Raw genomic sequence first — 10,001 nt, 5'->3', positions numbered from 1 at the left:
GGGCCCGCGGCGATCCTGACCTGCGGCTCCCCCCCGGGGTAGACCTCGACGGCGGTCGGCGCGAACACCACACCACAGGTCCGGGCCCGAGCGCGCGGTGCCGCGTTACCCGGTCTTCCTGAGCTGCTGCAGGGTGTCGTCGGCGAGGGCCGTGATGGCCTGCTGCCAGCGGCGGGCAGCTGCCCGTACGCAGGGCTCGCTCGGCTGCTCTTCGAGGTCGGCGCGGATGCTTCCGAGGGTGAGGTGGAAGCGGGCGCGTTCCGCTGCCACCGTGCCCTGCCGGTCCTCGCTCGGTTCATCGAGGGGGATGGGGGTGGTCACGGGCCACTCGCCCGGGCGGTGGTTGCTCATGCCGCCTGCTCCTTGCGCTGGGTGGGCTGGTGGAAGATGCCGCGCAGTCGGGCGCGCTGCAGGTTGGTGAGCGGCGGGGCCTGGTCGACGATGCGGTCGATGCGCTCCCAGTAGCCGGCGGGCCGGGCCGGTCGGCTCGGGATCTCATCCCCCGTCGCCGTGGGGCTGGTGTGGCCGTTCACTTGTTGGCCTCGACGGTGGCCAGGTGGTTGCGCATGGCCCGTAGGCGCGGGATGAACTGCTCCAGGTCGGCTATCAGCTTGTCCGCGCCCGCGACGTCGAGGTCGCTGTCACAGGCGGCCTGCGGGTAGACCGTGATCTTGCTGTGCGGGCGGTCAGGGTCGTCCGACTGGTAGATCTCGGCGTTGATCAGGGCGCCGTTCGCGCCGGCCGCGGTGACGCTGTACTTCTCGGCGGCAGGATCGAGCGGGGCCTTGCCGTCGAGCTGGTCGGCGAGCGCGACCACCTTGTCGAGGTGGTCGCGGATCTCGGCGCACCGCTCGCGGGTCTGCGCGGGGGTGAGGTCGAGGTCGAGGAAGCCGATGAACGGCTTGCCGCCGCACTCCATGATGTTCGCGGGCAAGACGGAGTCGCCGTAGCCGTCCGGGGTGGCGACCTCGGCGTACGCCGAGTTGTGCGTCTCGTGCTCGCCGGTCTCGGCGCACCAGATGTACGTGCCGCAGGCGGTCGGGGCGGTGTGGCTGACGAGTTCAGCCTCCGCTACGGCGATGCCGATGATGTCGCGGAGGGCGGCGATCTTCTGCGCGCTGTCCTCGGTGCTGGCGGTCATCTGCGCTGTGCCGGTGGCCTGTGGGATGCTGTTCATGAGCGTTTCCTCTGGTCTGCTGCTACGCGGTTTCGGTGGTGCGCTCGCTCGATGCCGTCGCAGTTACCGCTGCGGCGGCATCGCTGTTTTCCGGGGTGATGTGGAGGACCCGGAGCAGGTCGGCGGTGACGGCGCGGTACGAGCGCCCCGCACGAATGACCCGGCAGGGGAAGTCGCCGCTACGAGCAAGGGCGTAGGCGGTGGTCCGCCCGACTCCGAAGGCTCGACCGGCGGTGACGATGTCGACGCTGGCGGGGAGAGACAACAGCTCATCTCGTGTCATCGCGTGCCGCTCCGTGGTGAATTGTGTCATGGCGACTCACTCCAGATTCTTCTGAGTCAACACAGCACACTCTTTCGTTCTGTCTTGCTGCGTGTCAAGTCCTGCCGTACTGTGCTGCCATGACACAGAAAGCGTGGCCCGACGAGCTAGCCGCTGTGATCGCTGGTGAGCTTCGGCGCTACCGCAAGGCTCAGAAGATGAGTGCGCAGGCGCTCGCAGACGCGTGCACCGACTTGGGTCTGCCGATACAGCGGTCGGTCATCGCCAACTTCGAGAGCGGCCGCCGAACGTCCATCGGGGTGGCGGAACTGCTCGTCATGGCGGCCGCTCTGCGTGTCCCCCCGATCGCCCTCATCTTTCCTATGGGGCACGAGGAGTCCATGCGCCCGCTGCCCCAAACGACGTGGGACCCGTACATGGCCGCTGAGTGGTTCACGGGCGAAGCGCTCATCACCCGCTGGCCCAGGGAGGCGGGACCTATTCGAATGGCGCGCCGCTTGCACGAACAGTTGGCCGAACTCGGCTCGGCCCGGCTCGTGCGCGGGCAGTTCCCCCCCCTCAATGAAGTCGCGGAGGAGGTGGAGCGCCTCGTCCTGCTTAATCAGGCGGCACAGTACGAGTACAGCCGGGTCAGGGAAAGGGAGGAGAGGTACCGCGCACTAGCCCAGGAACTAGCGCACCGCCAGGCGGGCCCCGGTGCAGACCTGGAAGACGAGCGAGAAGAAGCCCGACGTTCATCCCTGATGTTGGCCGATCTGGGCACGCAGGCGCGGGCTGTCCTCATGCGGACCGAGCATGACCTGGCGAAGGCGAAGCGCCAGCTGGGGGAGGTGAAGGCCGCCGACGATATGGTCCGGGCGAACGAAGACCGAGTAGTGGAAACGCTCGTTCATTTCAAAGAGAACGGCTTTCTGCCACCCGAACTCCCCGACCCGTCGCGCCACTTGCTTGAAGTAGCCGATCGGGTTTTCGAGGAACAGCAGGTGAAGAGTCGCGAGTCGCGAGCGCAGTATTCACAAGAACCTGCTGTCCGTAACTTGCGGGACGGCCGTTCCTCGACGCCCCCGAGCGGGGAAGATGACGCGTAGATCGCGAGGAGAGCCATGCCCAAATCACGCCGCGCTGGCGGCAATTGCGAAACGCTGCGTGTGTCGCGGCGCAAACGGCTACTTGTTCCCCCGCTTCCATTGGGTCGCGATCGCCTCGTAGTCGAAGTACCCGCCGTCGGGCATCCGTCCTCGGCGCGGCGGCCGGAGCGTGACGTCCAGGAGCTCCCGCAGCACCGCGCGCTTCTGGTCGAGCCCCATGCCCTTCCATGCCTTGCGCACGTCCTTCGCGCCCACCAGAGGCACGAGCGGATCCTTTGTTGCCGCACGGGCCAGCTGCTGTGTCACGCCCTCGAGCTGAGCGCGCGCCGTGTCCGAGCCCTCAGTGAACTGCGCCATGTCGATCTGCCCCGCGCCGAACAGGCCAGCCAGGTCGGTCAGCCGCCGGCGGATCTGCTCGCTCTCCAGCTGCAGCGCCGCCACGTCCACATCGTTCGGGCCGGGCAGCAGCAGGTCGTTCGCGTCGTCCCGCATGAGGCGCTCGACGATCAGGTCCTCGATGTACTGGTCGAGCTTGTCGGCGCGCCGACCGCCGCCGTGCTGCTGGGTGCACCGGTAGCTGGGCAGGCTGCTCCCGCCGGACTTGGTGCACCTCACGGTCTTGGTGCAGCCTTCGTACCCGCATCGGTAGATCAGCGATCCGAACCATTTTGGTGTCGGCCCGGGCGTCGACACTCGTGACGGGTCCGACAGGATCGCCACAACGGCCCTGTACCGCCCCTCATCCACGATCGGCTCCCACGCGCCACGCCCGATCTCCTGGCCCTGGTAGACCGCGATTCCGGCGTTCCTTGCCCGCATCAGCATGTCCCGGGCTTCCTGGTGTGCGATCGGGTTGCCGCGGGTGGTGGTGAGCCCCTTGTCGGCGAGCCACTTCACCCAGCCCCGGACGCTACCGCCGGACACGATCATGTCCGTGCCGGTCTCGATCGCCGCGGCCTCCTCGGGTACGAGCTGGTTCATGTCGAGGACGGGCACCTCGATCTCCTCACCGGTCTTGCGGTCGACCTTGGTCTTCGTCTCCCCGGTGGGCACGCCCCAGCCGAACGGGCGGATGCCGCCGCCCCAGGCGCCGGCCTTCGCTTTCTGCTGCCGGGCCCTGCTCACACGCTCCGCCTTGTGCTCGGACTCGTGCCGCGCGACCGCGCCGAGCATGCGCGCCACCATGCGGCCTGAAGACGTCGACAGGTCGACTGCCCCGCCCTGCACCGTGTGGGTGTTCACGCCCCGGCGCTCCGAGACGTCGATGTACTCCTCGAGCTCGGTGGGGGAGCGGTGCAGTCGGTCGGTGTGCCAGGCGATGACGACGGTGGCCATGCCCTGCTCGAGGTCGCCGAGCATGCGCCGGTAGTCCGGACGCTTCTTGCCCGAGTAGGCGCTGATGTCGTTGTCGCTGTACGTCTCGACGACTTCCCAGCCGTTACGTTCTGCGAGAGCCTCGCAGTCCTCGCGCTGCCGGTCGACGCCGAGGCCGGCGCCGGTGCGGTCCTGGCTGATGCGGCAGTAGATGACCGCTCGAATGCGCTGGTCGCCGGGCGAATTGGTGGTTCTCATGCCCTAACTGTGGCACTACAGGGGCGTCTTAGTCTCAGCTTCGGGAAGACGACCTTGCTGTCCAGTCTGCTGGGGCTTGTGGGGGAGCGGGAGCGGATCGTCCTGGCCGAGGACTCGGCGGAGCTCAGACCCGAGCATCCGCATGTGGTGCGGCTGGAGTCGCGCGCGGCGAACCAGGAAGGCGCCGGCCGGGTGACGCTGCGGGACCTGGTGCGCCAGGCGCTGCGGATGCGGCCCGACCGGCTGGTCGTCGGGGAGGTGCGCGGAGCCGAGGTGACCGAGCTGCTGGCCGCGCTCAACACCGGGCACGAGGGCGGTTGCGGGACCGTCCACGCCAACGCGGCAGCGGATGTGCCCGCGCGCCTGGAGGCGCTCGGGACGGCGGCGGGGCTCGACCGGGCGGCGCTGCACAGCCAGTTGGCGGCGGCCCTCTCGGTGGTGATCCATCTCGTACGGGACCGGGGTGGGCAGCGGCGTATTGCCGAGGTGCATGTGCTGGAGCGGGACGCGGCGGGGCTGGTGGTGACCGTGCCCGCGCTGCGGTGGGGCGCGGAGGCCTTTGCATACGAGCGGGGCTGGGAGCGGCTGCGGCCGCTGATCGGAGGTGCGCGGTGATGGCCAGTGAGCCGCTGTACGCGGCCGCGGTGTGCGCGGGTGCGGCGGCGTGGCTGACGGTCGGGCGGGACCAGGGGCTCAAGCGCACGCGACTGCTGCTCGCGGGAGGCGGTCCGGTGCAGGTCCATCCGAGGTGGTCATGGGAGCGGGTGCTGCCGTGGGTCAAGCTCCGGCGGGAGTGGCTGTGCCTGCCGGTGGCGCTCGTCCTCGCTGTGCTGGGGGAGTCCGTGCTGCCGCTGATCGCGGGTGCGGCTGCGGTGCCGCTGGTGAGGCGACGGCTGCGAGCCCGGGAGCGAAGGCGGGAGCAGGAGCGGCGGGCCGAAGGGGTGATCACCTTGTGCGGTGCCGTCGCCGGGGAACTGCGGGCAGGGCTGCAGCCGGGTCAGGCGCTGCTGTTCGCCGCCAGATCCACGGGGGCACTGGGTGGTACCGAGGCCGCCGTGCTGGCCGCGGCGCGGTTCGGGGGCGATGTGCCCCAGACACTGCGGGAGGCGGCGCGCGAGCCGGGCGCGGACGGGCTCGCCGGAGTCGCGGCCTGCTGGCGAGTGGCCGTGGACAGCGGGGCCGGACTGGCCGCTGGGCTCGACCGACTGGAGGCGGCGCTGCGGGCCGAGCGGGACCAACGGGCGGACTTGCGCACCCAGTTGGCGGGTGCGTCGTCGACGATCGCCCTGCTGGCGGCGCTTCCGCTGGTGGGCCTGGGGATGGGCTGGGCGCTGGGCGCCGATCCCCTGAGGGTCCTGCTGCACACCCCTGCGGGCCTGGTGTGCCTGGTGGTGGGCGGGCTACTGGAGGCCGCGGGCCTCTGCTGGGCCGCGCGGATCGTACGGCGGGGGGAGGAGCCATGACCGGGGACGCTGTCCACAGGCTTGGTGCAGTGCTGTTCCTGCTGGCCGTGGCGGCCTGTCTGGGCTTCACGATCGCGGGGCGACGGCACGAGCGCAGGGTGCGCAGGCGGATCGAGACGCTGCTGGCCATGGAGCGCGAACGGCAGCGGTGGCGCCCGGAGTACGGGGCGTGGGTGAGGCAATGGGCCTCCCCGATGGGCGCGGTGATCACCGGATATGTCCTCATCGGCGGGGTGATCGGCTGCGCCGTCGGGCTGGGCGGGGCCTATGGCGTACGGCGCTGGCAGCGGAACCGTAAACCGGGCCCGGGCCCCGTGGACCGGGATGCCGGCCGTCAACTGCCGCTCGCCGCCGACCTTCTGGCGGCCTGCATCTCGGCCGGAGCGGGACCGCGGGAGGCGGCGGAGGCGGTCGGGGAGTCGCTGGGCGGGCCGGTCGGCGAGCGGCTCGCGCGGGCGGCAGCCGAATTGCGGCTCGGGGGTGAACCGGCACGGGCCTGGGGGTGGTTCGGGCAGATACCAGGCGCGACTGGGCTGGCCCGCTGTCTGGAGCGGGCCGACTCCACGGGCGCGCCGGCCGCGGAGCCGGTGTCCCGGCTGGCCGAGCGCTTCCGAGCCGACCGGGCGCGGACGGCCACGGCCCGGGGCCGCAAGGCGCAAGTCCTGATCACCGCACCGGTGGGGCTGTGCTTCCTGCCCGCCTTTCTGGCGGTGGGGGTGGCTCCGGTGGTGATCGGCCTGGCGGACGGACTGCTGAACGGCAACTGACCAACCGAGCACTGACCAACCGAGCACTGAGCAACTGAACGAGATCTCTATGGGGGTTGAAATGTGGAATCCGATGCGGGGATGGCTGCGCGGGCTGTCGCGCAGGATGCGTAAGGACTCGGGGATGACGACGTCCGAGTACGCGATGGGGACGATCGCCGCGTGCGCCTTCGCGGCCGTTCTGTACAAGGTCGTCACGAGCGGAGCCGTCTCGGGGGCGCTCCAATCGGTGATCGGGAAAGCCCTCAATGCGCAGTTCTGAGTTGCGCGACGAGATGCGCGGCAGTGCGCGTGACCGGGGGTCTGTGACGGCGGAGGCCGCCGTCGCAGTACCCGCCCTGGTGGTCTTCGCCATAGCCCTGGTCTGGGCGCTGATGGCGGCCTCGGCGCAGATCCAGTGCGTGGACGCGGCCCGGGCCGGGGCTCGGGCAGCCGCCAGGTCGGAACCGCGGGCTGCCACGCTGGCCGCCGCCCGCTCGGCGGCCCCGGCTGGTGCGCGGGTCACGCTGAGGCGGGCGGGGGACCTGTGGCGAGTACGGGTCGAGGCGCACACTCCGGGCCCGGGCGCGCTGGCCCTGACGCTGAGCGCGGAGGCGGCGGCCCTCGCCGAGGACACGGTGGGGCGGGACGTGGCCGGGCGGGACGCCGCTGCCGAGCAACCGGCTGCCGGTGAGGCAGCCACGCGCCGGACCGCCACCGCCGGCCCGGCCACCCCGGAGGTGACCCCATGACCCGGGACTGCGGGCCCATGAACCAGGACCCCGCGCTCATGAACGGGGACCCCGGGCCCATGAACCAGGACCGCGGGCCCATGAACCAGGACCGCGGGGCGGCGACCGTCTGGGCTGCCATGGCCACCACCGTGCTGTGTGCCGTCTTCGCCGTCGTCCTGGCCATGGGGCAGGCGGTCGTCGCCCGGCACCGGGCCGGCTCCGCCGCTGACTTGGCGGTGCTTGCCGCGGCCGATCATGCCCTGCGGGGCACGGCCGCGGCCTGCGCCGAAGCGGCCGAGGCGGCCAGGGCGCAAGGTGCTGCGGTGTTGCGGTGTGCCGTGCGGGGTGAGATCGCCGAGGTGACGGCTCAGGCCCGCTTCGGGCCGTACGCGCCGACGGTCAGGTCGCGGGCGGGGCCGCCAGGGCTCCCCGGAGCAGTTCCGTGAGGAGGCGGACCGCGCCGCGCTTGTGCAGCGGGTCGTTGCCGTTGCCGCACTTGGGGGACTGGATGCAGGACGGGCAGCCCGCGTCGCACTCGCAGGAGGCAATCGCCTCACGGGTGGCCGCGAGCCACTCACGGGCGGTGTGGAAGGCCCGCTCGGCGAAGCCCGCGCCACCCGGGTGGCCGTCGTACACGAAGACCGTCGGAAGCAGCGTGTCCGGATGGAGCGGCACGGACACGCCGCCGATGTCCCAGCGGTCGCAGGTGGCGAAGAGCGGCAGCATCCCGATGGACGCGTGTTCGGCGGCGTGCAGGGCCCCGCCCAGCTGCTCCGGGTTGACCCGGGCGGCGTCCAGCTGATCCTCGGTGACCGTCCACCACACGGCCCGGGTGCGCAGGGTGCGCGGCGGCAGATCGAGTTTGGTCTCGCCGAGCACCTCACCGGTGATGAGTTTGCGGCGCAGGAAGGAGACGACCTGGTTGGTGACCTCGACGGAGCCGTAGCAGAGGCGCCCGTCGCCCCACGGGATCTCGGTGTCGGTTTCGAGTACGGAGATGGAGGTGGTGTCGCGGGCGGTGGTGGAGTACGGCGGATTGGCCTCCTCGACGAGGGCGGCCGAGTCCTCCAGGTCCAGGTGCTTCACCAGGTACGTACGGCCCTGGTGGAGGTGGACGGCACCATCGTGGACCGCGGTGTGGGCGGCCGACTCGTCGACCGTGCCCAGGAGCCGGCCGGTGGCGGCCTCGACGATCTGGACGGGGCGGCCGCCCTCGCCCCGGATGTCAGTGAGGTCGGCGGCCCGCTCGCGGCGGGTCCAGTGCCAGCCCGACGCCCGGCGGCGCAGCAGCTTGGCGGACTCCAGCTGGGGCATGAGCTCGGCGGTCGTCGGGCCGAAGAGATCCAGGTCGGCGTCCGTGAGCGGGAGCTCGGCCGCGGCAGCGCACAGATGGGGGGCGAGGACGTACGGATTGTCCGGGTCGAGGACCGTGGACTCCACGGGCTGCTGGAACAGCGCCTCGGGATGGTGGACGAGGAAGGTGTCCAGGGGGTCGTCGCGGGCGACGAGGACGGCCAGGGCGCCCTGGCCGGAGCGGCCCGCGCGGCCCGCCTGCTGCCACAGGGAGGCGCGTGTGCCGGGGTAGCCGGCGATCACGACGGCGTCCAGGCCGGAGACGTCCACGCCGAGTTCCAGGGCGGTGGTGGCGGCCAGACCGAGGAGCTCCCCGGAGTGCAGGGCCCGCTCCAGGGCGCGGCGCTCCTCGGGGAGGTAGCCGCCCCGGTAGGCGGCGACACGCCGGGGCAGTGAGCGGTCCACCTCCGCCAGACGTTCCTTGGCGATGACGGAGATCAGCTCGGCGCCACGCCGGGAGCGTACGAAGGCGACGGTGCGGACTCCCTGCACGGTCAGGTCGGTGAGGAGGTCGGCGGTCTCGGCGGTGGCGGTGCGGCGTACGGGCGCGCCCTTCTCGCCGTGCAGCTCGGTGAGCGGGGGCTCCCAGAGGGCGAAGACGAGCTCGCCGCGGGGCGAGGCGTCGTCGGCGACCTCCTGGACGGGCAGGCCGGTGAGCCGGCCGGCAGCCAGAGCGGGTTCCGCGGCGGTGGCGGAGGCGAGGAGGAAGACGGGGTTCGCACCGTAGCGGGCGCATATGCGGCGAAGACGGCGCAGCACTTGGGCGACGTGCGAGCCGAAGACACCCCGGTATGTGTGGCACTCGTCGATGACGACGTAGCGCAAGGAGCGCAGGAAGGAGGACCAGCGGGGGTGTGAGGGAAGTATCCCGCGGTGAAGCATGTCCGGGTTGGTGAGGACGTAGGTGGCATACTGCCGGACCCATTCACGTTCCTCGACGGGCGTGTCGCCGTCGTAGACCGCGGGGCGGATGCGGTTGCCGAGCGGCGCGCTGAGCTCCTTGACCGCGCGGCACTGGTCGGCGGCGAGGGCCTTGGTCGGGGCGAGGTAGAGGGCCGTCGTACCCCGTCCATTGGGGGCCTCGGCTCCGTCGAGGAGGGTCGTGAGTACGGGAGCGAGGTAGGCCAGCGACTTGCCCGAGGCGGTTCCGGTGGCGATGACGACCGATTCGCCGTCCAGAGCGTGCTCGGCGGCGGCTGCCTGGTGGACCCAGGGGTGGTCGATGCCCGCCTGCTGAATGGCGTTGATCACCTCCGGGCGGATGCGGTCGGGCCAGACGGCATGGCGACCGGGCCTTGGGGGCAAGTGCTCCGTATGAGTGATGCGCGCGGCCCGGCCCGCCCCCGCGGTGAGCCGGTCAAGGACCGTACCGGGGGAGGGGCGGGTGTCCCCGCTCTCGGGGCGTCGTCTGGGACGGTGATTCATGGCCATTGGCACTGAGTCTGTCACCGGCGTGACGGACAATGGTCCCAAGGCGTCGTGCATGGCTGCTGGTAAGTGATTGAATGCCATCGCGGCTGGCGACCGTCCTCCGGCTCCGCCGGGGAGACCTCAGGGGGCGGCCGCTCGATAGCAAGGTGCTGGA

At 71.2% G+C, this 10,001-nt stretch carries 12 protein-coding genes and 1 pseudogene; 7 read left to right on the top strand and 6 right to left on the bottom strand.

Translation table 11 applies throughout. The features are described from left to right. Positions 1–105: 105 nt before the first annotated feature. The 4 genes from ACWDO5_RS24345 to ACWDO5_RS24330 are packed head-to-tail and all read right to left on the bottom strand — an operon-like array spanning position 106 to position 1,490. Positions 106–351 carry a hypothetical protein gene (locus tag ACWDO5_RS24345; protein WP_450532463.1) on the bottom strand — a complete coding sequence of 82 codons (246 nt, stop codon included), beginning with the start codon at positions 349–351 and terminating at the stop codon, positions 106–108. After that, a complete protein-coding gene (locus ACWDO5_RS24340) occupies positions 348–533 on the bottom strand; it encodes a hypothetical protein (protein ID WP_450532462.1) in 186 nt (61 codons plus the stop codon). Before ACWDO5_RS24340 ends, ACWDO5_RS24345 begins: the two co-directional genes overlap by 4 nt. Further along, positions 530–1,177 carry a DUF6907 domain-containing protein gene (locus tag ACWDO5_RS24335; RefSeq protein WP_450532461.1) on the bottom strand — a complete coding sequence of 216 codons (648 nt, stop codon included), beginning with the start codon at positions 1,175–1,177 and terminating at the stop codon, positions 530–532. The genes ACWDO5_RS24340 and ACWDO5_RS24335 overlap by 4 nt, the downstream gene beginning before the upstream one ends. Positions 1,178–1,199: 22 nt before the next feature. Then, a complete protein-coding gene (locus ACWDO5_RS24330; RefSeq protein WP_450532460.1) occupies positions 1,200–1,490 on the bottom strand; it encodes a DNA-binding protein in 291 nt (96 codons plus the stop codon). Positions 1,491–1,579: 89 nt separating this feature from the next. Here ACWDO5_RS24330 and ACWDO5_RS24325 point away from each other — a divergent pair, with 89 nt between their 5' ends. Beyond that, on the top strand, positions 1,580–2,548 hold the full coding sequence (locus ACWDO5_RS24325; RefSeq protein ID WP_450532459.1) for a helix-turn-helix domain-containing protein: 969 nt from the start codon (positions 1,580–1,582) through the stop codon (positions 2,546–2,548). A 78-nt stretch (positions 2,549–2,626) separates the two neighbouring features. Here ACWDO5_RS24325 and ACWDO5_RS24320 read toward each other — a convergent pair whose 3' ends face one another. Continuing rightward, entirely contained in the window at positions 2,627–4,120 is a 1,494-nt protein-coding gene (locus ACWDO5_RS24320) for a recombinase family protein (protein WP_450532458.1), read from the bottom strand. A gap of 39 nt (positions 4,121–4,159) precedes the next feature. Between ACWDO5_RS24320 and ACWDO5_RS24315 the strand changes: the two are divergent. The 6 genes and pseudogenes from ACWDO5_RS24315 to ACWDO5_RS24290 form a co-directional block, all read left to right on the top strand. Then, positions 4,160–4,735 (top strand): annotated as a pseudogene (locus tag ACWDO5_RS24315) (ATPase, T2SS/T4P/T4SS family); the annotation flags it as partial. Next, entirely contained in the window at positions 4,735–5,583 is an 849-nt protein-coding gene (locus tag ACWDO5_RS24310; protein WP_450532456.1) for a type II secretion system F family protein, read from the top strand. The pseudogene ACWDO5_RS24315 and the gene ACWDO5_RS24310, both read left to right, overlap by 1 nt. Then, the gene (locus tag ACWDO5_RS24305) at positions 5,580–6,350 is read left to right on the top strand and encodes a type II secretion system F family protein (protein WP_450532454.1); all 771 of its coding nucleotides are present in this window, start codon (positions 5,580–5,582) and stop codon (positions 6,348–6,350) included. Before ACWDO5_RS24310 ends, ACWDO5_RS24305 begins: the two co-directional genes overlap by 4 nt. Positions 6,351–6,411: 61 nt before the next feature. Next, positions 6,412–6,612: a DUF4244 domain-containing protein gene (locus ACWDO5_RS24300; RefSeq protein WP_450532453.1), complete on the top strand. Its 201-nt coding sequence runs from the start codon at positions 6,412–6,414 to the stop codon at positions 6,610–6,612. Then, positions 6,599–7,081, top strand: coding sequence for a TadE family type IV pilus minor pilin (locus ACWDO5_RS24295; RefSeq protein ID WP_450532452.1), 483 nt, complete (start codon positions 6,599–6,601; stop codon positions 7,079–7,081). Before ACWDO5_RS24300 ends, ACWDO5_RS24295 begins: the two co-directional genes overlap by 14 nt. After that, complete coding sequence (locus tag ACWDO5_RS24290) at positions 7,078–7,509, top strand: Rv3654c family TadE-like protein (RefSeq protein ID WP_450532451.1); 432 nt, start codon at positions 7,078–7,080, stop codon at positions 7,507–7,509. Before ACWDO5_RS24295 ends, ACWDO5_RS24290 begins: the two co-directional genes overlap by 4 nt. Here the strand turns inward: ACWDO5_RS24290 and ACWDO5_RS24285 are convergent. Continuing rightward, positions 7,463–9,928 carry a DEAD/DEAH box helicase gene (locus ACWDO5_RS24285; protein ID WP_450532450.1) on the bottom strand — a complete coding sequence of 822 codons (2,466 nt, stop codon included), beginning with the start codon at positions 9,926–9,928 and terminating at the stop codon, positions 7,463–7,465. The two genes, ACWDO5_RS24290 and ACWDO5_RS24285, sit on opposite strands and share 47 nt — an antisense overlap. Between the last annotated feature and the right edge of the window lie 73 nt (positions 9,929–10,001).

The organism is Streptomyces sp. NPDC000880, assembly GCF_053599675.1.
Note: the sequence above shows the minus strand (reverse complement) of the source record. Positions and strands in the feature narration are given on the sequence as shown.

What these genes read in the sequence shown, in the direction of transcription:
- ACWDO5_RS24325 (WP_450532459.1), top strand. Translation starts at nt 1,580, where the DNA reads ATGACACAGAAAGCGTGGCCCGACGAGCTAGCCGCTGTGATCGCTGGT.
- ACWDO5_RS24295 (WP_450532452.1), top strand. Translation starts at nt 6,599, where the DNA reads ATGCGCAGTTCTGAGTTGCGCGACGAGATGCGCGGCAGTGCGCGTGAC.
- ACWDO5_RS24345 (WP_450532463.1), bottom strand. Translation starts at nt 351, where the DNA reads ATGAGCAACCACCGCCCGGGCGAGTGGCCCGTGACCACCCCCATCCCC.
- ACWDO5_RS24305 (WP_450532454.1), top strand. Translation starts at nt 5,580, where the DNA reads ATGACCGGGGACGCTGTCCACAGGCTTGGTGCAGTGCTGTTCCTGCTG.
- ACWDO5_RS24320 (WP_450532458.1), bottom strand. Translation starts at nt 4,120, where the DNA reads ATGAGAACCACCAATTCGCCCGGCGACCAGCGCATTCGAGCGGTCATC.
- ACWDO5_RS24330 (WP_450532460.1), bottom strand. Translation starts at nt 1,490, where the DNA reads ATGACACAATTCACCACGGAGCGGCACGCGATGACACGAGATGAGCTG.
- ACWDO5_RS24290 (WP_450532451.1), top strand. Translation starts at nt 7,078, where the DNA reads ATGACCCGGGACTGCGGGCCCATGAACCAGGACCCCGCGCTCATGAAC.
- ACWDO5_RS24300 (WP_450532453.1), top strand. Translation starts at nt 6,412, where the DNA reads ATGTGGAATCCGATGCGGGGATGGCTGCGCGGGCTGTCGCGCAGGATG.
- ACWDO5_RS24335 (WP_450532461.1), bottom strand. Translation starts at nt 1,177, where the DNA reads ATGAACAGCATCCCACAGGCCACCGGCACAGCGCAGATGACCGCCAGC.
- ACWDO5_RS24285 (WP_450532450.1), bottom strand. Translation starts at nt 9,928, where the DNA reads ATGGCATTCAATCACTTACCAGCAGCCATGCACGACGCCTTGGGACCA.
- ACWDO5_RS24310 (WP_450532456.1), top strand. Translation starts at nt 4,735, where the DNA reads ATGGCCAGTGAGCCGCTGTACGCGGCCGCGGTGTGCGCGGGTGCGGCG.